This window comes from Foetidibacter luteolus, from assembly GCF_009650435.1.
Taxonomy (GTDB): domain Bacteria; phylum Bacteroidota; class Bacteroidia; order Chitinophagales; family Chitinophagaceae; genus Foetidibacter; species Foetidibacter luteolus.
Window position 1 is genome coordinate 52,579 of the sequence record NZ_VVIP01000040.1, and the last position, 24,575, is coordinate 77,153.

The window sequence follows — 24,575 nt, forward strand, 5'->3', positions numbered from 1 at the left end:
AAAATCAAAGTTGTGGTTGCAGCAATTGTTTTTTTTGCCGGTAAGGATAATGTGGATACGGAAGGTTAAAACCCGGTTCGGTTTGACCACCTTTTAAAATAAAAAAGCAAGCCATAAGAAAAAAGTTGCAAATGAAGCCTGCATTCATCCATACGCTTTCTGTGATGGATAAAATGATGGTGGTAAAGAAAATCAATTGCCAGGGTAGTGCTGCATTGCTTATTTTGCCGATAACCTGTTTTATCAGGATGAGTAAAGTAACAAATCCAAAAATGCCCTGCTTGTAATAAAGCTGTATCCATCCATTGTGAAAATGATTATAGCGTGGGTCTGCATGCCTTTGAATTTCACGGTGAAACCCAAAAAAATCTTCGAGGCTGATGGGGAAAAAATTATCCAGCGCCAATAACCATCCTGATAACCTTGCATTGTCTTCGTTAAGATCCCCGGATCTCAGTAATAACTCCTGCAGCAGCGGTATGGAGCTGAATGTATCAGCGTACTTAATCAACAGCAAAAAATTAAGCGGAACAATAAAACTGGCAATTACAGCTATCCAATAGATCTTTTTTTGATTGATCCATTTAGTGAGAACTAGAATGCATAGAATAATGCTGATGGCAATAACCATTCTTCTGTTGCACACTAAAAGCAGGTAAAAAAGCACAGGAAGGGTTAACAGCCTATGTCGCCAGGTAGCGGCAAGCCCGATAAAAATAGCGGTTAACAAGGGAATATCCATCGTAGAGTTGATGATGACAACTTCTTCCCCGGCAAAATACCATGCACCCAGTTTAGGCGGAAACTTCAGGCTGAGAAAAGCGATAACTACACCGTACAACAATAGAAGGGCCTTAATGTAAGTTTTTGTTGTTGTGGCGGCTGCGTGACAAAATAAGATAACCACGATGGTTTCTATTGCATGGTTTAGCGGGGCTGCCATTGCCACTGATAAAGTAAAGAGGTAAAGTGCCCAGTATTTTTTAATAGGCAGGGAGCCCGTCCACTCAACAAAATTTCCGGCTATTACCGCTGCCATAGGAATCAATCCCAGCCCTTTGGGTACAAGATAGTAACAGGCTATGGATACCAGTATAAGAAGCTTTCTTAGTGTCATTTCATTAGCTAGGTTGGTACCTGGTATAGCTTTAGCCGTACAATAAACTTAACCGGAAAGCTTATTGTAGCAGCAAAAAATATATTGCCAGGTAGTTTGTGAATAACTACAAAATGTTATTCATACGCAAGTAACGTTTCTAAAATGGCTAAGCTTGATGTTGATGAACTATCAATCAGGGGTAATTGTACGAAGGTATATACCAGGGCATTATGAAATGCCGGGTTAAAACTTGCAAACAAATATAATGAAGTAGCTAAAAAAGCAGGCTTAAAATATTATCTGTCAATAAATTAATTAAAAACTTCATCGTTTTACCCAAATGGTTGAACAGAGCCGCTTAAACTGCTTTTTAAATGGTAGTAATAGTATAGGCTAATGTATACGTATGTTGCTATGTCTGCTGTTGGTGTTACAAGCAAGAGGGTTAATATAGCGGCCGTAAGCTTTAGCTTTGGCTTGCGTGCAGGTAGTTTTATCTATCTTTCAGCCAAACCGTTTTTCCTGTTTTGGCACTCTCCCTCGCGGCATCCAGTATTTTCACTACGGTAACGTTGGTGGCCAGTGAGTAAACCCCATATTCAGGTACAGTAATTTTGCCATGGATAACGTCAGCCAGGTAAGCAAACGGGTCTCTATACACAGGAACATCGGCTTCGGTAACTTTTGCGAAATGTTCGGCTTTATCCCCTTTAGCCCGCACCCGCATATCAGTATCATTAACGGTAATAACATAACCCGTTTGCCCGTACACCTCCATATCCTTGCGGCCAAACGGCCAGTTCCACGAAGCCTGTATAATAGCCTGTGCGGAAGGATAGGTTACAATAATAGTGGCTTCATCATCCACCTTAGGATAAATGCCCGGTTTGAATTGTTGCGTAACCGCGGTTACTGAAACCGGTTGTTCGCCCTTCATCAGGTAAGTCATCAGGTTGGCGCCATAACAGCCAAAGTCAACCAAAGCGCCGCCGCCATTCTCCACGGGGTCGGTAAGCCAGTCAAAAAATTCTTTGTTTACGCCAATTTCACGGGGCCCTTCATGCCCGTCATGTATAACAACTTTCTTAATACTGCCTATGTAGTTGCTGTCGTTAACCAGTTGGTACGCTTTAACGGTAGCCGGGTACCAGGATGTTTCAAAATTGGTAAGCAGGTGTATGCTGTATTTTTTTGCCAGGCTTTGCATTTTCAAAGCCTGTTCAATAGTGGTAGCCAGCGGCTTTTCCACCATAACATGTATCCCCCTCGGGGCACAGGCTTCTACAACGGCCATGTGCTGCAGAATAGAACCAAATGCAACTACAGCCTCAGGTTTAACCGCATCCAGCATTTTGCCCAGGTCGCTGTAAATTAAAGATTCGCTGTACCCATAACGTTTGGCATAGCGTGCAGCCAGTTCGCTGTTGGTTTCGTACACACCCACCAGTTCAACATCTTTCTTGTCTTTTTTACTCAATATCCAGGGTACATGGCCATGGGTAATGCCCGCTACGGCTACACGTACAGGTTTGGCTAAATTATCCTGTGCCTTGGCGGACAGGTTTGCAGTAAGGCATGTAATCGTTATAAGCGCAACGGTGTAATAGCAGTGCAATTTATTTTTCATTCCGGCGGCTGTTTAGCAGGCTAAGATAGCAGATACAAACCGGCTGGTATGGCTAATATTTTTACAAGTAACTTGTAACACTACCTGTGCCGGGCAATCAGTATGCAGGTATAACTCTTGAATTTCGATCCTTCTGCAGTACGCACAAAGCCAATGCCTATGTCTTTCAGCGAGGCATTCCATTGGTCCATGCCAAGCAAATGTTTGCGGTGGCCAAGGGTGGGAACACCATTGTCTATAATCAACATGCTTACAGCTTCTTCTCCATCGGCAGCGCCGGCCTGTATAGATTCAAAGTAGTTATTGCTGGTATTGGTAAGCCATGCCTGGTTAAGGCTGTACCCGGCTTTGTTAATGTGGTAGTTCATGCCCAACCCGTTAGGGTCTGTATGAGAAAAATAATTGCGCCTGGCCATATCCAGCGCTTTGGCTTCTGCGGCTTTGGCCAGCGTATCATTCCAGTTAAGTGCGGGCATCGCGTTAACGCCGCTAAGGTTGGCGCCGGTAAAAGAGGCCGGGTTTTGCCTTATGCTGTTAATCAGTTCAAACGCTTTAAGGGCTTCGGTTTTGTCAGTTACAGGTTTATCCGCAACAGGAGAAAAGGAGCAAAGGATTGCGAGTAAAAAAAAGGCTGCAGTTTTCATGTAAAAAAGAGTGGTTTTAAACTCTTGTCAAAATAACGCTGGCGGTTTGTTGTAAGTTGTCAAGCTGCCGTTAAAAATCCTGTTGGTCAGGTCTGTTTTTTTCCGCTATGTATGGTAAGGAATAGGTTACAGATGCAGTGATATTTGTATATTTATTGTTATTAATCCGGCCCATTATGGCAAATGTTTTCCCTGTAATGTGTCTTCAGGCAACGGTATTGTCTCCTGCTTTTTTTACGTTGCAAAAATCCACCGCATACAGTAACCAGTTTTGGGCCGTATCAAAAAATAAAATGCATTTTACATATGACAAGCTTAAGCCAAAATGGCCCCCTCATTATTTTTTGCGTGGTTTGTTTTATCTGGCTGGTGGGGTACTACTATATCAGGAAGTTCGACATCAGCAGCGATAAAAAGTTTGACCTGAGCGTAAGGAATATTGCGGCATTGTCTGTATTCCTGGTTACGTATAATATCTATGTTTCGGTACGCTCTAACGACCGTATTGAGAAAAGCAGGATATCCTACAACACGCTGGCCAACATACAGCAAAACTGGCTGCAGCCCCAGCGGGAACTATGCCAGAGTTATCCCGAAGGCTATTTTCTGTATAAAAGCATGACGCCTGATGCAGAATTCGGCACAATAGAACCCACCCACTTTGATACGGCCAAACGCCGGCAGCTGGAGGTGTACAGTTCCATGCGCATCTTCCAGGCTATGGAAGATTTTTTATCAACCGGTTCTTACGATATTACGGGTAGTTATGTTTGGGTCAATAACTTTCTTATGTGGATGCAGTCACCCATTTTGCGGCAGAACTGGCAAAAACTTTCCTTCAATTATTCACAGGATACCCGCGAACTTGTGGCAAGGATTATCAATAAAAGCGACGAACTGATCACCTTAAGAAAAACAAAAGGGAAGCTTACCAGCCATGACTATGATACTCTTTCCAAAGCCTTCAGTATAAAATTCAGGTAAGGGCAATGCCCTTAATGTTCTACCGAATGTTTTGCCTTAGAGGAAGAGAATTATGGGCCCGGCAGCAGGAACTTTAATTTGGCTTTCGTTGCGTCGCACTCGTGTACGCCTTGTACGCTATGCGGCTTTTCCCGCAGTATAGTTTGGTTTGTTGCCTCTGTCAGGCTTTGTTGTTCAATGTTCTTTTGTTTAATGTTCCATGTTCGTGATAATCCCCCAACATGCTGTTTCACATCGCCCAGCTTAACATATCGCACCTACGGCGCTCTTTGCAACCGCATCTTTCCTTATCTACTAACATGCCGCCTCTACGAGGCTTTGTTGTTCAATGTTCTTTTGCTTAAAGCTTTATGTTTGCGGCCCTGACTTTGTATGGCACTTGCACTTCATCACCCCAAAAAAACCTCAATCACTTACCCATCAACAGACCAGCAACTTGCAACCTGTAACCAGCAACCAGCTTCCGGGTAACCTTTTGATTAAGCTTTTCACAACCAACCGCAAAGCTCCGTAGGAGCGATATGTTAGTAGCAAGCATAACATCGCGGCCTGTTTTGTAAAGCCTCGTAGAGGCGGCATGTTAAACAGCTTCTTGCAAAAGGGCCTGGTAATCACCAACATGCTGTTTCACATCGCCCAGCTTAACATATCGCACCTACGGCGCTCTTTGCAACCGCATCTTTCCTTATCTACTAACATGCCGCCTCTACGAGGCTTTGTTGTTCAATGTTCTTTTGCTTAAAGCTTTAAGTTTGCGGCCCTAACCTTGTATGGCACTTGCACTTCATCACCCCAAAGAAACCTCAATCACTTACCCATCAACAGACCAGCAACCTGCAACCAGCAACCGGCAACCGGCAACATGCAACTTGCAACCTTAACCAGGATAAAATTGAATTGACAAATAATCCATACTTTACCGCTATAAAACCTTGTATGAAAAACATTTTGCTGCTAACCGATTTTTCCGAAGCCGCCGCTCATGCACTGGAATATGCCTGTGTGCTGGCCGGACAATTAAAAGCTTCAAAGCTTACACTCTATCACTCTTTTCATACCCTCGCTGATGATTTTGACGCGGAATCGCTGGGGCCTCTGCCGGAAAAGTTGTACGCCGTTGTTATCAGCCGTTTGCAGGCGCTGGCAGCGCCGGTGGCGGCCAGGCACAAGGAGAAACTTGTAATTGACGTTGCTGCCTCTGATAACCCGCTGGAAGAAGAAATAAACACCTTCTGCGCCCATCAGCACATTGATCTTATAGTGATGGGCGCCAAGGGTAAAACCGCAAACAGGGAAACCAATGTTGGCGGTACGGCGGTATCTATTGTACATAATGCACATTACCCTGTAATGATTGTGCCAGACCTGGTACCCCTGCAGCCGGTGCAATCTGCTTTGCTGGCTACTGATTTACAACCCATGCAGAAAGAAGCGGAAGAAACGCTTACCGGTTTTTTGCGGGCTGTTCATCCAAAACTGTGGGTACTGAATGTGGACAGGGAAGAAAAAAACTTCGGACCTGATTCGAGCTTTGAACTAAGAACACTACACTCTTTGCTGGGAGATTTTACCCCTGAATTTCTTTTTACAGAAGATGCTGATACCGTGGAAGGCGTTGAACGTATTGCCGCGGAAAAATCCGCTGGTGTAATCATCACCATTCACAAAGAGCGTAGCTGGCTTTACCAGTTATTGCACGGCAGTGTTACAGAGCGGCTTGCTGTTAATAACAACACCGTGCTGCTGTCGTTGTATAATGGTTAAGCAGTGCGTTGCTGTGGCACCTGCAAGGCAAAATTAATTTTACCTGGTAGTTCTGCCGGGCAGTTTTTAACGTCTTGCATACTGTCACCGGAATGGGCGTTTGCTGCACTGTACAGTTATAGTGTATACAACGCAAAATTGTGCAATAGCCCGAAGGGCTAAATGTGAATAGCCCCGGATAAAACCCGGAGTGGGCATTTGACGATAAAATCCCGAAAGGGTTGAACAATACTATGGCACATGTTTGTCCTTTTTGCAGTATAACAGTATCCGGTAATACTGCGGGATGCCGAATTAGTTGTTTCGTAAAGCGGTGCAGTACAAGAGTGCGACGCAACGAAGCTTCATAGATGTTCCTCCTGCCGGGCCCATAAAAATTCTTTCAATAAACACCACTAACGGCATGGCTAAAAAATTGCACGCTAAGTTTGTAATCACGGTTATCGTTTGCTGCATCGGTTTATCATCCCTGGCGCAAAAAGAAAAAGCGCACCTCAATAACCGCAGCCCGTTACGGCAAAACCCATATATAGAGCTGCCGCTGGGCGCCATTAAGCCCCAGGGTTGGTTGAAAGAAATGCTGGTGCGGCAAAAGGATGGCGCTACGGGCCAACTGGATAAACTTTACCCATTGGTAATGAACGAACGCAACGGCTGGTTGGGTGGCGATGGAGACCAGTGGGAGAGAGGGCCCTACTGGATTGACGGCCTGTTGCCCCTGGCTTACATACTGGATGACAAAGCGCTGATTGCTAAAGCCAAACCCTGGGTGGAATGGGCGCTGAACAGCAGGCAGCCAGATGGTTATTTCGGCCCTTCTAAAGATTACGCCCCGGAACCTGGCCTGCAACGTGACAACAGCCGCGACTGGTGGCCCAAAATGGTGATGCTGAAAATACTGAAACAATATTATACCGCCACCGGGGATAAAAGGGTGATTGATTTAATGACGAGTTATTTTAAATACCAGTTGAAAGAGCTGCCATCTAAGCCGCTTGGCCACTGGACTTTCTGGGCCCGCTACCGCGTTGGCGATAACCTGGCCATTGTTTACTGGCTGTACAATATTACCGGTGATAAATTTTTACTGCAGCTGGGCGACTTACTGCACCGGCAGGGGTTTGATTTTACCAACGCGTTCCTGCATACCGATATGCTTGCAAAAGCCGGCAGCATACATTGTGTAAACCTTGCACAGGGCCTGAAAGAACCATTGGTATATTACCAGCACCACCCTGAAAAAAAATATGTGGAGGCCACGGATAAAGGCCTTGCTGACATTCGCCTTTTTAATGGCCTGGCACATGGCCTTTACGGTGGTGATGAAGCCCTGCACGGCAATAACCCTACACAGGGCAGCGAGTTTTGCAGCGCGGTAGAGATGATGTTTAGCCTGGAGAGTATGCTGGCCATAACCGGTAACACTGCCTATGCTGACCAATTGGAAAAAATAGCCTTTAACGCCCTGCCCACACAAGCTTCCGATGATTTTTTAACACGCCAGTATTTTCAGCAGGCCAACCAGGTAATGATTACACGGCATATCCGCAATTTTGATGTTAACCACGGCGGCACGGATGTTTGCTATGGCCTGCTGTCGGGCTATCCCTGCTGTACCAGCAACATGCACCAGGGCTGGCCTAAGTTTACCCAAAACCTGTGGTATGCCACGGCGGATGGTGGATTGGCCGCATTGGTTTATTCGCCCAGCGAAGTAAAGGCGATGGTAGCAGGTGGGGCGGAAGTGTTATTTAAAGAAGAAACAAATTATCCCTTTGAGGAAGCGGTGAAGTTTACATTGGTGGAAGGCGCTTCTTCCAAACCCTTATCTTTTCCCCTGCATTTGCGCATACCGCAATGGTGCAAGAAGGCAACGGTAAAAATTAACGGGCAGCAATGGCAACAATCAGGTAATGGCCGGGTGCTAAAAATTAACCGTGCCTGGCAAAACGGCGATGTGGTAGAATTGCAGTTGCCCATGCACATTTACAAAAATACCTGGCACGAAAACTCAATATCTATAGAGCGTGGCCCGCTTACCTATGCTTTAAAGATTGGAGAAGAGTCAAAACTAGTTACCAACGACAAAGACCCAATTGATTATGGCGCCAGCTATGTAGAAATACGCCCCGCTACACCGTGGAATTATGGGTTGGTGCATGTTGCCGATGAGAAAATGCAGCAAGCCTTCAGTGTTGAAAAAAGAAGCGTGACCAGTTACCCCTGGAACCCGGAAAACGCACCGCTTGTTATTAAGGCAAAGGCCCGGCGCATACCTTCCTGGCAATTGTATAACGAGATGGCCGGCCCTATACCCTACAGTATTACCTACGGCATGGAATCAGCAAAAGAAGAAGAGGAAGTAATATTGATACCTTATGGCTGTTCTAACCTTCGCATATCACAGTTTCCGGTGCTGGGCAGGTAAATAGCCTTACTGATTTTGTTGGGTAATGGTTATGTTAACTGTTTATTTATTGCCTGCACAACGTTTTGTTTTGCCATGGCAAAACGGGAAGATGTATTATTGACCCGACAGTAGATGGTACTATTGAGCTTTGGTTGTGTCACTCACTTGTACGGCTGGATTCGCTGTGCAGCTTTTCCCACAGGGTAGGGTGGGTGCTACTGGCTTAATATAACGTGAGCTTTGGATCTTTTATATTGTTGTTCAGACATATACAAATGAAAATCAGACAGGATTATTTATCCTTACAGCTCCATCAAGTTTAGTATGCGCTGTATAATAAAATTCTACAGCTGCAATAACAGTAGTACAAAAGCTTAATCAGGGCGAACGGAAGAAACCTGCTGTATATCGTTTCTTCCTTGACTTTTTTTACGCAACCTCCCATTCCGGTTGCCTTTTTTGTGTCAAGCCTGTCCCGGACTTTTTCCGGGGGCAAAAAAGTGAAATAAGGTTATTCAATACAGGTATGTGCGATACCCAAACTCACGTTAAGATAAGGTGTAAACTTTTTAAATTATGTTCAACAAGCATTCATACTTGGTTTTACTCATTATTAATAACCTGGTGAGTTTATTTTTTTTGTTTTTGTTTTTTCTTGGGGCTCCATCTATTGATGTGGAAAGTGAAAACGCTATAACAGAAACCGGGCATTATACCCGGTTAGCAATCTATGCAGTAGCTGTAACCACTATGTCCGGATACATTTCAATTGTTTTAACTGATCTGTTTTCCTCCAGAGTTTATTTTCACGAGAGATATTCAAAACGTTTGTTTATAGGTCAGGTAACGGGGCAGTTGTTGTTGTTTATAATGTTTATTGTTTATTTGATGATCAGGTATCCTGGCTAAGTTTTTTCTTCGCTTAAATGTCGCCATAAAAAACCAGCCGTACAAGTGAGTGACACAACAATTGATACTATGAAATACCAAAGCCTGTTGAATAAAAAACCTATCGCTCTATAGATAATTCATCACAAGGAAATTATGAAAGGGGGAGAAGTCTGTCACCGGTATCGCCCCGTTTTAAAGTAAGCACGGCTATTTCCGGCCACATACCTATTCTGCCTTTAAGGCCAAGGAAACCAAAGCCCCTGTTTACATACAGGTATTTACCCCCCTGCTCGTAAAGGCCGGCCCATTGCTTGTACACGTATTTTATAGGGCTCCATTTAAACCCGAATAATTCAATGCCAAACTGCATGCCGTGGGTATGCCCGGCCAGCGTAAGGTGCACATGCTGATGATGGTCTACGGTTACTTTATCCCAGTGAGAGGGGTCGTGCGACATCAGTATTTTAAACGAGTTGTCGGGCACATCTGTGGTAGCCCTTTTCAAATCGCCATATTTATGAAAGCCGCCTTTGCCCCAGTTTTCCACACCAATCAATGCAATACTTTGCCCCTGCTTGCTGATGGTTACTGCTTCATTAAGCAATAGTTTAAAGCCCATCTCGTCATGTATCTCCTTGAGGCGTGTAAGGTTGGCCTCCTGCGCTGCTTTACTTTCCCATCGTATGTAGTCGCCATAGTCGTGATTGCCCAACACGGAATACTTGCCATAAGGGGCGGCCAGCTTTGTAAAGCCGGGTATCCAGGGCTCCATTTCTGAGGCCATATTGTTCACCAGGTCGCCTGTAAATAAAAGCAGGTCGCTGTTCTGTGTATTTACCAGGTCAAGCCCCTTTTGTACGCCTTTGGCATTGCTAAAGCTGCCGGAATGTACATCTGACAATTGCGTAATGGTAAAACCGTCAAAGGCATCGGGCAGGTCAGGAAAATAGATGGTTTCCTTTCTCACCCTGTAAAAATGCCTTCCCCTTGTTAAACCGAACAGCGTAACCAGGAAAATTACTGCTGCTAATGCCAATGTTGCTTCGCTTACATACACACTTCTTGCCGGGAAGCCACGAAATAAACGGCCGATATCCTCTGCCAACAACACCGGGGATGCAAACAGTTTGGGAATAAAAACAAGCAGCATGCCGCCGATAAGCACGGCAATAAAACGCTGGGCGCCATCGCCTGCCCTGCGTATGAATGGAATGGAAATCATGCCGGCTAAAAGTAAAATATCCAATACCCAGTAGCCTACATGCACCAGCGGATTGTGATTAAGTGTAACAACAGCCTGGTAAAAATAAACGTCGCCCAGCAGGAAGAGTACTAGTATTAATGGAAGTCTCGCCATATATCAAAAACATTTTAACAAGGTAGACGAACAACTGCTACGGATATTTTAAATGTTTTGTGAATACCGGGCATAATATTACCGCTACCGCTTAAGCTTTGTTTTAGAGTAGCACAATTTTGCTTCAGTGGCTGGCTGCGGTTTTCTTTGCCTGTATTTATTTACCTGCAAATCTCCCGCCAGAGGTGTAAGTGTGCTTTTTATGCCACTTATTTTATTCTGGCTGATAAATTTCATGCTTCCCAGAGTTTACTTATCAGTTATAGGTAACAATTCCGCAACGGGCCTTTGTTTATGCGCTATATTTAAGCAACCATCACGTTACTGCAGTTAAGATTAGTATGGCTAGCCCGGTTGAAGCGGCTAATGTAGTAATCAAAAGTAATTTGCCTGCCCGGAAGTATTGCCGCATTGGTTTTGACAGCAGAAGTATAGTTGATGCAGAAACTGAGGTTAAAATTAGATAGGCTTGCCAATTGCTTCCTATGGATATATCACTTTTTTTGATAGCGTATTTTACAAGGGCAAAACCTACAAGCAATGAAAAGAGGAAACAATAAAAAAGATTAATTACCCATCCTGCCTTTTTGCTTAGCAAATGAAAGACAAACCCTACAATGGGTAATGGCAGCATGATGGTAGCTATTTGCCAATCAAATTTTTTAAAGGAGAAGCGTGAAAAGTTTATCAGGCAATCCAAAAAGATAACAGCTATAAATACAAACAGCGAGATGGTTAACAGGTTAAAAAATTTTCCTTTTTGTGGCGTTTCAACCAGTAATTCATCCAGCAGTCCGGGCTCTTCGTTGGGTTTAAGATTGTTCATGGAAAAAGCAGTTGTACCGGTTAAAGATATTTAAATATTACTCTCCACCCCATTGGCAGGGTTACCGCATGTGCTGAAAAAAGTACAAGGCGCAGAAGAGTGCGACGCAACGAAGTTTTATAGCAGCAATGCAGTTGGGCTCATAAAGTTTTTTATTGCCTGTTGCTAACAGTAAAATACGTAATGTAAAACCGGTAACAACAGGCAGTAAAAATACAACTACCACTATCATCAAAAAGCCATTAACCAAGCCATGGTGGCCTTACACAGCTAACAAGCCCGTTGCCGGTGCTCTTGTAAAAAACCTTTACCTGTTTTATTGCCCGATACGCTCAAAGTAAGATTAGTTGTATAATTATTTATCCAGGTAAAACGTTGCCCAGTTACTGGTGGCAACCTGTTGGCCATCTTTAAAAATAGCCGTGAAGTACTTGTAAAAAGTTCTTCTTCCCGGCGATGGGAAATAACTATAGGGAACATTTAAAAACAGGTCACTGTAGTAACCGTAGTTGTAAGTTGTAATATCATATCCCGGGGCGAATGCGCTGCTGAAAGACAAATTCCTGTATTGCCCCAGCCCGTTATCATAATAAGTAACCGGTGTTTCATTTTCAAAATAAAAATAGGCAACTACGGAGAACTGCTCACTTCTCGCATTCTCAATAGTGAATTTGGGCATTACAACCAGCTTGAAATTGGTATTATCAAAAGACTGTACATTCACAATATCTGAAAACACCGGCCCGTTACGATAAGTAAAATAAGCTGCTCCTCCTGTCGCAATCTCCCTGTTCTGGTCATCAAAAACAGATGTGGTGGTTTTAAGGCTATGGTTTCCGTTAAGCAGGTGCAGTTCATCATAAGGAATGAATAATTCTTCATTGGTAAAAAGGGTTGAACTGTAATTGGGAACGATATCCTTTCCAACTGCTACATTGCCATTGCTGGAATAATATTGTTGATTAAAGTCACGCAAAGGTGTTCCATTCGATGTATAGAAACAGGTAACAAATTTGCACCTGCGCCCCTGGGCATTATCAACCTGGAACGTTCCTTTAATGCGCATGCCATATTTTCCTCCTATGTAAACATTATGGTCCAGGGTAATATTTTTAAGTGTGCAATACACAGTTGAAGCATTATTGCCACCTGTTGAAGTTGTAGTGGTTGAAAAAGGATACATTTCTCCGATAAGTTTTTTATCACCAGGCGAAAGATCTGTATTCCAGCCTACCGAATAACCATTTAATGTTAAGGCAGGATCTATGGGATAATGCATGATTGAAGCAGGATCATAGTCCTTGTTAGACATAGTGACGCTGTAGCGGTTTAGTACCTGCTCATCTACCTGCTGTGGCGACCAGTTCTGCATTTGAAGATAATGTGCATACACGGCAGGCTTGTTCCATTGTATGCGGCTTAAAGGAGATTTGTGCTCGTGAAGTAAGCCAAGTGCATGACCAAACTCATGAAGAACCGCTCTTTTGATTTCAATTTCCCGGGTATTTTCATTGAAACCTTCATAATTCATGGTTTGCTCATTTTGATTAATGCGCTTTGCCTGGGTGCCGGCGTAAGACCAATAACCTCCCCTGTTGAAACCGATACGGATATCAGCATCTCCGTACTCAATAAAATTAAACCGGATGTTCGCATAATTTTCCCACACATGGGCATACTGTTTAATCTTTTGCTGAATGTACAAACTGCCACCAAGAAAACGAACGGTTAGTGTAGAGGCGTTGGTCCATTTTGCATTTACGTCAAGTACGCCACTTTCCCCAACGCCAAGAGAGGTTACTACAGTTTTATCAATACACGAAACTATTTGGGCATTTGAAGAAAAAGTAAGCGTTGTAAACAAAACAGCAAGGCAGAAATTGTGCACGTTTAAGGCTTTTAACTAAAATACGATTTCTTTGATAATCCATGCATTTGAAAAAGGAAAAAAATCAGGGGAACTTAAGCTAAACACTCCGGTTAGCGGCGCGAATTTTTTTATGGGCCCGGCAACGGACCAGGCATTAAGCATCGTTGCGTCGCACTCTTGTACGGCTGGATTCGCTACGCGGCTTTTCCCGCAGGGTAGTGGTGTTGTCCAATTAGTCTGCAGGAAGTCCTCCCTTAAAATTACGCAGGCAGGTGACAACACCTGCCTGGGCATCCGTGGCGCATCAACACCAACGACGGCGAGGGGTTTAGCTATGCGCAACTGGGCCGCCCCATGCTAAAATTCTGTTGCTTTTCACACTTGTAAATCAAGGAGCTGTAGTTTATCAAATTGTCTTAATGCAAAATCATTTGGACTGCTGCTAATCCTTACTCTGTGCTCAATTGCAATCATCTTTGTTAGCACCAAACGCCGGCAGTTTTACACAAAAAATGTGAAATACACATTTCACATTTTTTGCTTTACTTAGGATCGGTAGTTAGAAGAGCATAGTCCGCAGTACGCTTAAGTCCTATTTAACTACCGTTGCTTCCAGTTCAACATTCAGTGTTTCATTCAGGGCTACCACCTGCAGCAGCGTAACCGCCTGCTTCATGCCGTGTTTTGCAACGAAATCCTTAAAAAGATCAAAACAGTTTTTGATAAACTCATCAGAGGAAGTCGTGTAAACCGTCAGCCTTACGATATTGCCACATTCATAACCCGCTTCGTTTATTACTGTTTCCAGGTTCTGTATGGCCAACCCAAGCTGGGTACGCATATCCGCGTTGCTGGATGTGCCATCTGCGTGTACCGCGGCCTGTCCGGCAACGTACAATGTTCCTTTTACTTCTTTCACTTCTACAGCCTGTACATAGCTTAATTCGTCCTGCCATTTCCAGGGGTTGATGATCCGCTTTTCCATTGCTTACATTTTTAGTTGTTAATACTGTGATTTTTGATAACAGTACAAAGTTCCCTGGTAACGATGAATTACACTTGTGACATTGGTCACGATTATGCTGTGCGTAAAATCACTAAAAGCTTATTCTGCTCAGGGCCTCCCTGGAAACGCCAAGATAAGCGGCCAACTGAGTCTTGGAAACACGCTGTAATAAGGCGGGGTTTTGACTGATTAACTGTTTGTAACGTTCCTGTACATTGGTAGTAAGCAGCGAAAGGATGCGGCGCTGTGCAGCAAGAAAGCCACGTGTAACCTTTTCAAGAAAGAAGTGTTCTATTTTGGGTAAGCCTGTACGCAACGCATGGTAACCATCCAGCGACAGGCAAAGGGCAATTGTATCTTCAAGGCATTCTAAAGAAAGCGTTGCTTTTGTCCGGGTGTAGTAAGCCTGAAAGTCATTATCCCACCAGTCTTCCATGGCAAAAGCAAGTATATGTTGTTTTGCAGCGTCATCCGTATAAACCAGTTTGGTAAGCCCTGAAACTATATAATAATTATAGGGCACCAACTCACCCTCCTGCACTAAAAACTGGTGTTTCTTAAAATGCTTCAGTGTAAAATGACTGCTGACAAACGCAAATTCATCGTCTGTAAGTGGTACAATCTTTTCGATATGGTTGCGGAGTTGGATATACATAACTAAAACAAACTTACCATTGATGCATGAGATTGCTGAGAATGGAGCGGAATTTTATGGGCCTCGTTGTAGAATTTGCGAAACTCTTTTGCCTCGTTTCTATCAACCTTAAGCACGCTGTAATATTACTTAGGCGATATCTTAACGACAGGAGCTTCAGACCAATCAATTAATTTATTCGCTGATTGAATGTCTGTAAACTGTAACAATGAAGCTAACATTTCGAATTTTTGCCTTGCGCCTGAAACGCCAATTTTTCTTTTGATATTGTCAACGAGTGACGCATGATAGTCTGGTTGAACTACGTCAAAATCGCGGGGATGGAAATAGCTGTGATTATAATTTTTTGATTGAAAGCAACGTTTAATTAGCCAGCCTGGCAGTAGTCTGAAATAACCGCCTCCTGAGTATATAAATCGTTGCCCTAAAAACCTCGTAGTGCTTACAGGGATTTCTTTGATTTGCCAGCCATCTATTTCCAAAAAACACGGCCCATATTCGGGAAAATTTGGGTAGCCTGAATAGACAGTTTTGCAGGGGCAGATGGATGAATCTACTTCAATCTGAAGTTGATGCAAAGTTTCCAGGTATTGAATGACAGATTCAGTAATGGAAAAGAAAGGAGCCCGGTAGCTTTTCACCTTGCAGCAGATAATTTCCTCCAGCGTGCTGACAGACCTTTTTACGTCCTCCATAAACCCTTGCTTACTCATTCCAAAGGCAACTTTGTGCATATCCGAATGAGATCCGATATCAAAACCCGCTCCAGCAATTCTTTTCACCAGCTCCGGATATTTTCTTGCAATCCACCCCACTATAAAAAACGTCGCCCCAACATCATGCTTTGTAAACACGTCCAGGATATAATCCGTATTTCGGTTAATCCTCGATTCCAGGTTGTCCCATGCGCCTGAATCAGCTTCATAGAAGGCGTGAAACCATTCTTCCAGGTCAACCGTCATGATGTTAAGTTGTGCTTTCATCTTTTTGGGGTAAGCCGTAATTATTTCCCTTACTTTAAAAATTTTTGTATTGAAATTATGTCGTGTAAAAAAAAGAAATTATATTCAAATCAAAGGGAATATATCGATGCAGCCGGTTAACTGCAACCCTAAATACTTAGTTTGCTAACTTATAAAATATGGTAAAAATTCTTGTTACTGGCGGTGCAGGTCAAATTGGAGCTGCGTTCATAAAATTATTGCTCAAGGACTCAATGAATTTTGTAGTCGTTGTTGATAATCTCTCTACCGGAAAAATGTCTAACCTTCCTGCCTTTCCGCAAGAGCGGTTAAGTTTTTTTCAAATTGACGTTAACAATTATGAAAAGCTTTCCAAAGTTATGCGCCAGCATAATTTCACGTATGTTTTTCACTATGCGGCCGTGGTTGGGGTACAAAGGACGCTTACAAAGCCTTTGGCCGTACTGAAGGATATTGACGGAATAAAAAACATACTTCATTTATCAAAAATAACAGGCGTTAAGCGAATTTACTATGCATCCTCATCTGAAGTTTATGGGCATGCAAGTGAGTTTCCACAAAACGAAAACACCACGCCTTTAAATGCGACGCTGCCATATGCAATCGTGAAAAGTACAGGAGAAGCCTACTTAAAGGCCTATCATCAATTATATGGCCTTGAGTACACCATTTTCAGGTTTTTTAATACATATGGTCCCCGGCAATCCACTGACTTTGTCATTCCCAGGTTTGTGGAGGCCGCGTTGAATCATCAAACATTATTTCTCTATGGCGATGGCAGTCAAACAAGGACATTTTGTTATGTATCAGACAACGCACAGGCATGTTACAACATTTTCAAAAAAGAAATTTACGTAAACGATGTAGTCAATATAGGCAGCAATGATGAAGTTTCGATTTACCGCGTCGCAAAAATGATTATACAAGCTGCGGGGTCCAGTTCTGAAATTGTTGTAAAACCACCGCTAAAACAGGGAGATACATTTCGCAGGTTACCAGACAACACCAAAATGAAACATGCCTTAGCAAAAGAACTTATACCGGTTGAAAGAGGTATTGAAAAAATTATCAGGCATAAAATTTTTTCAAAGAAAATTGCGAGGTGATATGAACGTTTTTTCATTACTACAACCTTTTCTGCTGGCTGCCGCTATTGCTTTGCTGGTCACCCCACTCGTCATCCGATTGGCAAAACGTCTCAAGATGGTGGCCATAGTCAACCAGGCCAGGTGGCATCGGAAGCCCATACCGCTTTTGGGCGGAGTGGGGATATTCATAGCCTCAACAACATCGTATTTTGTATTGAGTGAAGAAATATCCTGGCTGCTTCTGGGAGGAAGCCTTACCTCTTTCACAACGGGGCTATGGGATGATATTAAAGATAAAAGCCCCTTATTTAAAATCTTTGGCCAACTCCTGGCTGGCAGCTTTTTGGTTTTGTCTGAAACTACATTTGAAACCGGCTTTTACATTACAGACTGCCTATCCACGCTCTTCTGGACTGTGCTGATTACTAATTCAATTAACCTTTTGGATAATATGGACGGAGTAGCTGCGGGGGTATCGGCCATCATTGCGGGTATATGTGGCATTGTGTTACTAACGCTGCATTTGAATTTAGCGGCCTTAATTTCATTTTGCTGTATGGGGGCATGCATTGGCTTTCTTGCTTTCAATTTTAAACCAGCTAGTATTTTTATGGGAGATTCAGGCAGCCTGTTACTTGGATATCACATGTCATTTCTTAGTATTTTGACAGTCAGGGCCGTAGCAGTTTCACCAGCCGAACAGTTTACAACCGCTCTTATTTTATTGGCATTGCCAATAACCGACACCTTGTTTGTGGTTTTATCAAGGATAAAATCAGGAGTTAGTATTTTCCAGGGCGGCAAAGACCATCTCTCACACAGAATGGCACGAAAAGGATATAGTGAAGCAACTGTTGCCCTTTGCTTATATTTTTTTGCAATAATGTGGTCTTCGGCAATACTATTCAAAGCTGTTTTGGATAAGAATGTTTTTTTGATATACACAACTGTAGTCGGCTTGTTAACAATTGCTTTCTGTTTTCGCTTGAGTAGTTTTAGATCAATAAAACAAGCCAATCATTAGCATATTCTGTACACTCAGATGAAAGTCTGGCTTTTATAACAAACCCGAAGAAAAGCTACGCTAAACTCTTTGAATACTTTGGTAGGTATACATAACTAATCCAAACTTACCGTTGATGCATGAGATTACTGAAAGAAGGTGAATTTTTATGGGCCCGGCGACGGAACAGGTATGAGGCATCGTTGCGCCTGCCCCGACGAGCGAAGCGGAACTCGGGGTCGCACTCTTGTACTGTTGGATACGCTGCGCAACTTTTCCCGCAGGGTAGGGTTGTAATGCTGGCTTAAGATTGCTGCTTTGGAATAGTAGCGTTAGCAACTTAAGCTTTGCCGGGAACCTGCAAAAACGCCTGTCTCAGAACCCACGCTTTAGTCTTGCGCCAGCGTTTTGTTTTTCATTTGACATTCCTGGTAGAACGGGAGCGCTTGGTTGCTGATAATTGCTCAGATTGTTGATGTGCGTTCTTTAAAAAAATATAGCCCAACAACTTTTTATCATTTATCTAACCAGGTTCCCCGGACTACTTTTAAAAATAAGCTTGCTTTTTTACAGCTTGGTTAACCGGAACCTGGCCTTTTTTTGCCTGATTGCTCTTTAATGCTCTTTTTCTGTAGAGGAAGATAAAAGTGATTGTAAAGCTGATAACTGTTTTTCCAGTCCGGCTTTGCGTACCAGCAGTAACTGTTGAGTGCCCAAACTGTTAGCAGCCAGTTTTTTAGCTGGTCAGATTCATTAACCAACAGCCATTTTTCTTCAAATTCGCCGATTTCACCAGGGGCCAGGTTTTTCAGCATGGCAGGTATAGCATGCAGTACCTGCGATGCATGTTCGTATTTTTGAATAACCTTTTCCAGTTTCCTGTTTATCAAATGAATTTGATAGTTTATTTCAATGCATTCATTTTCCAGTGTCTCTTTGTCTTTGGCCGTTATTTTCTGTAGCTCTTTAGCGGCGGTGGCAGAGGGAATGCCATCGTTTTTCACCAGGGCAACCTCCAAACGGGCAAGTCTTTCACGGGCCGCACTGGGTAAACCACGTGTACCACTCTTGTGCATGGAAATATGGCCATGGCTAACCAGCAGAAATTCCGCCAGTTTTCGTTGCGTCAGCGGCCTCTTTTTTCGGTTCATTGGTATCGGATAAAATAATATTTAGGAAAAATTGTTTGCAAATTTACGTTTGCAAATTTTCGCAAACAAAATATTGCAAACGGATGCTGGGTTTTAAAAAATACTGGCTGCTATCTAAGGGCAGTTTAGTGGTTTGGGAGAGTAGATGTTTTTATTAGGAGGGATTTTAATGGGCCAGGCAGGAGGACATGAATTTAACTTTAGTTGCGTCGCACTCTTGTGCGGTTTGATTCGCTACGCGGCTTTTCCCGCAGGGTAGGAGTGTTGTTCAATTAGTCTGTAGGAAGTCCTCCCTCAAAATTACGCAGGCAGGTGACAACACCTGCCTGGGCATCCGTGCCGCATTAACACCAACGACGGCGAGGCACCTGCCTGGGCATCCGTGGTGCATCAACACCAACGACGGCGAGGTAGCTTGGCGGTGTTGGCATCTTAAGCCTTGTAAGCTTTCCCCACAAGACGCCTGGCTCAAAACTTCGCCTCAGTCATGCACAGACGTTTTGGTTTTCTTTTGGCATTCTTCGGTGAACGGGAGGAAACGAAATAGGGTTAAAAAACCCTTTGCAGAACTTTTTTTATTGAGTTTTTTTGCATAATCTTTATATGCTATTATGAAAAATGCATTACTGAGTTTATTGCTACGGCTAATTTTATTTTTGCCAGTTACAGTTAAAGCTCAACTATCATTGAGGCTTGGCACATATTCTAGCAGTTTGGGAAATTTCAAAGATTCAACGGTTGAAGCACTCAAAATTGCAAGCTTTATTCTATCGACAACCGAGTTTAAAGATTCTGTAATGAAATGTAAATTTAAGTGCTCTAATTTACCTAGCAGAGCTGTTAATTCATGCCATTCATATATTGAAGGTCAAAGAGTTTTAGATTCCTTATTTAGATACAACGATACTCTCATAAATATATTCATTGTTCCGCTTCCTCGTTTACAAAGATTGCTTGACAGAAGTCCTAATATCGGATTCTCATCTGAAGGGGGGTACACCATAACGACCAGAACATGGTACCTTAGAAATGGTAGCCCTGGACTATTTGTAACAGCTAAATATGCAGCACATCTTATTCATGAGTATTGTCATATAAGGGGTTATTATCATATTTCTGGACAGCAGTTAGGTAAAGATGTGGCAGAAACCATTGGTAAAATTTCGGGTCAAATTCTTCGAAGGAGGATAAGCAATAATGAGCCTATCAAATGAGACACACATGAATGCCTGTAAAGGTCAAACCGGCGGGATTACCTGAAAATTACGCGGACAGTTCTTAAGGTTTTATTTTACCGGCCAAAGGGCAGGGAACTTATCTTGTCAATAGTTATATGAAATTGATGGATGTTGACCTAATCAAATAAATTTATGAGACAAATCATTGGCTCTACATAACGTAGTTTAATTGGCACGATGGCGGTAACAGGTTTCTCCCGTTCGCCTAAGAATAGCAAATGAAACCAAAACGTCAGCGTAAGACTGAGGCATGGGCTTTGTATACTAAAGAAGTTTATAAACACTGGCCTAGGCATCCGTCGCATCAACATCAACGGCGGCATAAGAACACCAACGATTAAAATTTTTTGCTAAGTCTTTCGCAAGAAACTTGGTGGGGCAAGGAAGCCAGTCTTTAAATCTTTATACTTTTTCTAAAGGACTATTGACAATGCAATAACTACTCTTTATATTAGATTTAAATCAGCCTGAACTTTTTAAACCCTTAAGTGAGATGACGAATCAATGGTGGATTTACCCAATTTGGTAAAGAATATGTTTAAAACCCTCGTTATGTATCTTATTCAGGTGAATCCGGCTCAACTAATGATTGTGAAAGTGAGAGCGAGTACGGCTTTATGGCGTTAAGCAAAATTGAAATAGCAAATATTCCTAAAGCAAAACAAGGGTATTTTGTATTTGCATAGAATGAGGACCGTACGTAAATAGACGCAAACAGAAATCAGCGTATTGCGTTAATTGCGAACAATCAACCAGTGACGAGGCTACTTGCAATGTTGTTATTAAGCTTTTCTTGCTCTTAGTACGAAAAAAGGCTACCAAAGAGTTTGCTGCTATGCTGGCAGACGAATAAATCCTTTTCCTATTGCAGCTACCAATCAAAGGATGCGTACCACCCAGAACTTATAAATATTAGTTTCGGTCTGCATGAATGGTTTGTTTATGACAAACAATGCAGGCTATTACCAAAATGTTTCTTTTATGAGCAAAGCCATCATTATTATCGCATCATTATTGTTATTCTTTATAGCCTGCAACAAAAACTCTCTGGAACTGCCCCCGCTTAAAAACAGCATATTTGATACAAGCATTACCTGCCTGTATGGCAACACCGGTATTGTACGGATTGAATTGAGACAAGATACTTTTAATAACGTGGACAGGATAATTACAGTTAAAGCCATTAATCTTACCAGCGAGGCTATGAACACTTGCAAGGTATATATTGAAATGTGCGATGGGGCGCCATCTATTAACAGCTGCCAAAACCAATATACTTATATCATTTCGCAGCTAGAAACCAATAAAGCTGATTCAATAACGCTGCCATTCAGGGGCGTTTTATTGCGAACTGCACAAATAGTTGCAGGAATAGTTTCATTCCAAAATAAATTTTCCCAGTTGTCAGATGTGTATGATGGGGAATCTGTACAATACTTAAACACTACTAACGCACAATATTCAACAGGTTCGGCTAGAGGAGTAGTATTTGCAGACGGGCAATCAGTATTCAGGATGAGCCTTGGCGAGAGTGCTTATAATATTGAAGGCAAACTTGGCGATACAAGTTTCTTTAACGGTGGGCAGTTTTTAATGTACAATAGCGGTGTGTTTTCATCCACTACAAGTGTTACCCTAGGTTATTTTAACCAGTCAGGCGGCAATATTAAATTGGGTTTTCCTTTAGCCAGCAGGCAACCCATACCTGCCACCCCGTCTTTTACTGACTCAATTCTTTTAAAGCTTAAAAAACAATAACCCATGAAAAAATATTTATTGTTCATACTTATTGCCGTAGCCAGCAGTACAGCTTGTTCACAAACTGCTACTACGCATGAAAAAATTACCAGGGAGGCGGATTATAGTATTGAGTTCGGTGATACAAGTGGCGCGTTGCCCCTGCATGTAAAATGCGAATATGACGATTCAAAAACTGATGATGCTTTTTATTCAATTTTTCTTGGCAAAGAAAAAAAAGATCAAGCTGATTTTACTTTAAACAAGCAGTTGAGCTTTGATGTGTTTGAAGAAAAATTTACCACTAAATGCAAATCAATATTCCCCAAGCGTAAGTCACCCAAAATGATTTCTCTTTACAAAGTTTATCAATTGATATGGAGCATTAAGAACACCACCGGAGACGCTCCAGAAGCGGGTATCCTGCAATTTAGCAGAGGCTTATTATTATTTAATGTTCAAAATAACGAAAAAGCGATAAACCGCCTTACTTATATACAAAGACGGGAAAGATCTGACACTACAAGCAATAGTATTATTGATATCGAAGCTTCTGCAAGAAATTCGCAGGATTCTTTGGAAACTGAACTAAAAAATGATGCGGCTAATTTGGGTCAAAAAATCGATTTGTTTACAGAAATGCTGACTGTAAAAAGACCGGGAGAAGATAGAAGGGAGAAGGATTTTATACCTATTATATTTATTCTTGATTCTCTTAAATACAAGTATTACTTTACCAGGTATTCAAGGGAGTGTATTGCCATTCTGAAAGATACTTCATCTGTTTCAGATACAAAATATAACGCAAAATATTCGGCTTGTTTATCTGAACTGTTGAGAGTACTTAAAAGCCATAAGGGAAAAATAAGTAAGGCGCTGGGAAATGGAATTAAGCAGATACCAGATTTGGTATATTACACGAGAACAAACCCAGATTTTAATGAAAATGAGAAAAAAGACACATCTAGCCCTAATTTTAATGAAATATATAAGCGCCTTGCTGATAAAAGAGACACTGCTTATTCGAAAAAGGATTCTATAGCGCAATTATACGAAACCAAAAAAATTGAATTGACAAAAGGCGCTCCTGTATATAAAAAAATTAACAAAATAGAACTTCAATTTGAGCGTGGTTTTATTGAGGCTGTCAAAGTATGGCTTTCAATAGGCAGCAGTGAATATATTTTTGAAAGTATTTATGCTGTTGGTTTTTCATCAGTGAACAATTACCGGCGTATAGCAGACACCCGGCTTTATGTACGTAACGGTAAAAGAGATAACGATGGGTGGTATATATACCTAAGCGATATTTTCAGGAATTACGACAACAGGCTTAACAACTTTACCCGTGATTACAGCCCCGCCGACACTGCCTTTACCATTATACCTGCAGAAACACCTGAGATAGTTTTGCGTAAAGAAAAATACATCAACATTATTGACGCAAAAATGTATGTCGATTTAAGAGGCATACACAAGAACAACCCGGAAGGCCTGGTGCAAATTGAAGTAAGCAAACGCTTTAATATTAATACTGCCAGGGTACAGGCTGGCAAAGCACGCTCAGATTTTGGCTTTTTTAATTATCTGGATATATTTGGTTCTCTTACTAAAATTGAACAGAATAACAGAGACCTGGTTTTAAAAAACGCCAACGTAAGGGATGTTAACAATAATCTCATTTCGCCATACTACGCCACCAACCTCGATTTTATGCGTTACCAAAACCACTCCATAGGCGTAAACGTGGGCATGATGCTTTTTGATAAACCTGATTACAAATTTACTGCTTATCTTGATTTTGGTTTAAAATATGGCCACACCAGTATTTCTGATACCGTGCTGCTGCCCTCTGGTGAACCCATTGAACCATTTGCTAAAAAACTTGACGCGTATTTTCTAATTTTTCAATTCCCCAAAATATCAATTGAATTTTTTCCGGAAAGCCGGATTACGCCAAAACTATCTTGGCAACTTAACAATACAAATCTGTATAGCAATAACCAGTACAAGCAAGTGATGAGTTATGAGAAGTCGGATGTTACAACGTTTTTTCCGCTTGAAAAAAAAGCAAAGCTATCCAATCAGTATGAAATATCTGTGAAAATAGCCCCGGATAAAAATCGCAGTTCTAATTTATTTATGCGATGGCGCTTTTACACACAATTCGGGGACGCGAATACTTCTTTCTCGCAACTACAGGTAGGCTATGCTTACAACTGGACTATTGCACGTTAAAAAG

18 protein-coding genes are annotated in these 24,575 nt (G+C 42.2%); 8 read left to right on the forward strand and 10 right to left on the reverse strand.

Annotated features, from left to right (window positions below; all coding sequences use genetic code 11):
- Nucleotides 1-4: 4 nt before the first annotated feature.
- The 3 genes from F0364_RS12235 to F0364_RS12245 all read right to left on the reverse strand — a co-directional run bounded on the left by F0364_RS12235 (nt 5) and on the right by F0364_RS12245 (nt 3,370).
- The gene (locus F0364_RS12235; protein ID WP_153798075.1) at nt 5-1,117 is read right to left on the reverse strand and encodes an O-antigen ligase family protein; all 1,113 of its coding nucleotides are present in this window, start codon (nt 1,115-1,117) and stop codon (nt 5-7) included.
- 475 nt (nt 1,118-1,592) lie between these two features.
- Nucleotides 1,593-2,726, reverse strand: coding sequence for a Gfo/Idh/MocA family protein (locus F0364_RS12240; protein WP_153798076.1), 1,134 nt, complete (start codon nt 2,724-2,726; stop codon nt 1,593-1,595).
- A gap of 80 nt (nt 2,727-2,806) precedes the next feature.
- The gene (locus F0364_RS12245) at nt 2,807-3,370 is read right to left on the reverse strand and encodes a CAP domain-containing protein (protein WP_153798077.1); all 564 of its coding nucleotides are present in this window, start codon (nt 3,368-3,370) and stop codon (nt 2,807-2,809) included.
- Nucleotides 3,371-3,676: 306 nt separating this feature from the next.
- On the opposite strand from F0364_RS12245, the gene F0364_RS12250 reads away from it, so the two are divergent.
- The 3 genes from F0364_RS12250 (at nt 3,677) to F0364_RS12260 (ending at nt 8,546) form a co-directional block, all read left to right on the forward strand.
- The gene (locus F0364_RS12250) at nt 3,677-4,354 is read left to right on the forward strand and encodes a hypothetical protein (protein ID WP_153798078.1); all 678 of its coding nucleotides are present in this window, start codon (nt 3,677-3,679) and stop codon (nt 4,352-4,354) included.
- Between the two features lie 936 nt (nt 4,355-5,290).
- Nucleotides 5,291-6,118, forward strand: coding sequence for a universal stress protein (locus F0364_RS12255; RefSeq protein ID WP_153798079.1), 828 nt, complete (start codon nt 5,291-5,293; stop codon nt 6,116-6,118).
- 403 nt (nt 6,119-6,521) lie between these two features.
- Nucleotides 6,522-8,546: a beta-L-arabinofuranosidase domain-containing protein gene (locus F0364_RS12260; RefSeq protein ID WP_153798080.1), complete on the forward strand. Its 2,025-nt coding sequence runs from the start codon at nt 6,522-6,524 to the stop codon at nt 8,544-8,546.
- Nucleotides 8,547-9,570: 1,024 nt separating this feature from the next.
- Here the strand turns inward: F0364_RS12260 and F0364_RS12265 are convergent.
- The 6 genes from F0364_RS12265 to F0364_RS12290 form a co-directional block, all read right to left on the reverse strand.
- Nucleotides 9,571-10,776, reverse strand: a complete 1,206-nt coding sequence (locus tag F0364_RS12265; protein ID WP_153798081.1) for a metallophosphoesterase — start codon at nt 10,774-10,776, stop codon at nt 9,571-9,573.
- A 316-nt stretch (nt 10,777-11,092) separates the two neighbouring features.
- Nucleotides 11,093-11,602 carry a hypothetical protein gene (locus tag F0364_RS12270; RefSeq protein ID WP_153798082.1) on the reverse strand — a complete coding sequence of 170 codons (510 nt, stop codon included), beginning with the start codon at nt 11,600-11,602 and terminating at the stop codon, nt 11,093-11,095.
- Nucleotides 11,603-11,957: 355 nt separating this feature from the next.
- Nucleotides 11,958-13,490 carry a matrixin family metalloprotease gene (locus F0364_RS12275; protein WP_153798083.1) on the reverse strand — a complete coding sequence of 511 codons (1,533 nt, stop codon included), beginning with the start codon at nt 13,488-13,490 and terminating at the stop codon, nt 11,958-11,960.
- A 574-nt stretch (nt 13,491-14,064) separates the two neighbouring features.
- On the reverse strand, nt 14,065-14,457 hold the full coding sequence (locus F0364_RS12280) for a RidA family protein (RefSeq protein WP_153798084.1): 393 nt from the start codon (nt 14,455-14,457) through the stop codon (nt 14,065-14,067).
- Between the two features lie 112 nt (nt 14,458-14,569).
- The gene (locus F0364_RS12285; RefSeq protein WP_153798085.1) at nt 14,570-15,133 is read right to left on the reverse strand and encodes a Crp/Fnr family transcriptional regulator; all 564 of its coding nucleotides are present in this window, start codon (nt 15,131-15,133) and stop codon (nt 14,570-14,572) included.
- 125 nt (nt 15,134-15,258) lie between these two features.
- Entirely contained in the window at nt 15,259-16,116 is an 858-nt protein-coding gene (locus F0364_RS12290) for a polysaccharide deacetylase family protein (protein ID WP_153798086.1), read from the reverse strand.
- Nucleotides 16,117-16,274: 158 nt separating this feature from the next.
- On the opposite strand from F0364_RS12290, the gene F0364_RS12295 reads away from it, so the two are divergent.
- Together F0364_RS12295 and F0364_RS12300 are read left to right on the forward strand one after the other, a co-directional pair.
- On the forward strand, nt 16,275-17,222 hold the full coding sequence (locus F0364_RS12295) for an NAD-dependent epimerase/dehydratase family protein (RefSeq protein ID WP_153798087.1): 948 nt from the start codon (nt 16,275-16,277) through the stop codon (nt 17,220-17,222).
- A 1-nt stretch (nt 17,223) separates the two neighbouring features.
- Nucleotides 17,224-18,228, forward strand: a complete 1,005-nt coding sequence (locus F0364_RS12300; RefSeq protein WP_153798088.1) for a glycosyltransferase family 4 protein — start codon at nt 17,224-17,226, stop codon at nt 18,226-18,228.
- Nucleotides 18,229-18,785: 557 nt separating this feature from the next.
- Here F0364_RS12300 and F0364_RS12305 read toward each other — a convergent pair.
- Entirely contained in the window at nt 18,786-19,358 is a 573-nt protein-coding gene (locus F0364_RS12305; RefSeq protein ID WP_153798089.1) for a hypothetical protein, read from the reverse strand.
- 611 nt (nt 19,359-19,969) lie between these two features.
- On the opposite strand from F0364_RS12305, the gene F0364_RS12310 reads away from it, so the two are divergent.
- The 3 genes from F0364_RS12310 to F0364_RS12320 all read left to right on the forward strand — a co-directional run bounded on the left by F0364_RS12310 (nt 19,970) and on the right by F0364_RS12320 (nt 24,571).
- Nucleotides 19,970-20,572, forward strand: coding sequence for a hypothetical protein (locus tag F0364_RS12310; RefSeq protein ID WP_153798090.1), 603 nt, complete (start codon nt 19,970-19,972; stop codon nt 20,570-20,572).
- Between the two features lie 951 nt (nt 20,573-21,523).
- The gene (locus F0364_RS12315; RefSeq protein WP_153798091.1) at nt 21,524-22,354 is read left to right on the forward strand and encodes a hypothetical protein; all 831 of its coding nucleotides are present in this window, start codon (nt 21,524-21,526) and stop codon (nt 22,352-22,354) included.
- A gap of 3 nt (nt 22,355-22,357) precedes the next feature.
- Nucleotides 22,358-24,571: a hypothetical protein gene (locus tag F0364_RS12320; RefSeq protein ID WP_153798092.1), complete on the forward strand. Its 2,214-nt coding sequence runs from the start codon at nt 22,358-22,360 to the stop codon at nt 24,569-24,571.
- The last annotated feature ends 4 nt before the right edge of the window (nt 24,572-24,575 follow it).

Coding starts and splice junctions, on each gene's coding strand:
- F0364_RS12235 (WP_153798075.1), bottom strand. CDS start 1,117: ATGACACTAAGAAAGCTTCTTATACTGGTATCCATAGCCTGTTACTAT.
- F0364_RS12240 (WP_153798076.1), bottom strand. CDS start 2,726: ATGAAAAATAAATTGCACTGCTATTACACCGTTGCGCTTATAACGATT.
- F0364_RS12245 (WP_153798077.1), bottom strand. CDS start 3,370: ATGAAAACTGCAGCCTTTTTTTTACTCGCAATCCTTTGCTCCTTTTCT.
- F0364_RS12250 (WP_153798078.1), top strand. CDS start 3,677: ATGACAAGCTTAAGCCAAAATGGCCCCCTCATTATTTTTTGCGTGGTT.
- F0364_RS12255 (WP_153798079.1), top strand. CDS start 5,291: ATGAAAAACATTTTGCTGCTAACCGATTTTTCCGAAGCCGCCGCTCAT.
- F0364_RS12260 (WP_153798080.1), top strand. CDS start 6,522: ATGGCTAAAAAATTGCACGCTAAGTTTGTAATCACGGTTATCGTTTGC.
- F0364_RS12265 (WP_153798081.1), bottom strand. CDS start 10,776: ATGGCGAGACTTCCATTAATACTAGTACTCTTCCTGCTGGGCGACGTT.
- F0364_RS12270 (WP_153798082.1), bottom strand. CDS start 11,602: ATGAACAATCTTAAACCCAACGAAGAGCCCGGACTGCTGGATGAATTA.
- F0364_RS12280 (WP_153798084.1), bottom strand. CDS start 14,457: ATGGAAAAGCGGATCATCAACCCCTGGAAATGGCAGGACGAATTAAGC.
- F0364_RS12285 (WP_153798085.1), bottom strand. CDS start 15,133: ATGTATATCCAACTCCGCAACCATATCGAAAAGATTGTACCACTTACA.
- F0364_RS12290 (WP_153798086.1), bottom strand. CDS start 16,116: ATGAAAGCACAACTTAACATCATGACGGTTGACCTGGAAGAATGGTTT.
- F0364_RS12295 (WP_153798087.1), top strand. CDS start 16,275: ATGGTAAAAATTCTTGTTACTGGCGGTGCAGGTCAAATTGGAGCTGCG.
- F0364_RS12300 (WP_153798088.1), top strand. CDS start 17,224: ATGAACGTTTTTTCATTACTACAACCTTTTCTGCTGGCTGCCGCTATT.
- F0364_RS12305 (WP_153798089.1), bottom strand. CDS start 19,358: ATGAACCGAAAAAAGAGGCCGCTGACGCAACGAAAACTGGCGGAATTT.
- F0364_RS12310 (WP_153798090.1), top strand. CDS start 19,970: ATGAAAAATGCATTACTGAGTTTATTGCTACGGCTAATTTTATTTTTG.
- F0364_RS12315 (WP_153798091.1), top strand. CDS start 21,524: ATGAATGGTTTGTTTATGACAAACAATGCAGGCTATTACCAAAATGTT.
- F0364_RS12320 (WP_153798092.1), top strand. CDS start 22,358: ATGAAAAAATATTTATTGTTCATACTTATTGCCGTAGCCAGCAGTACA.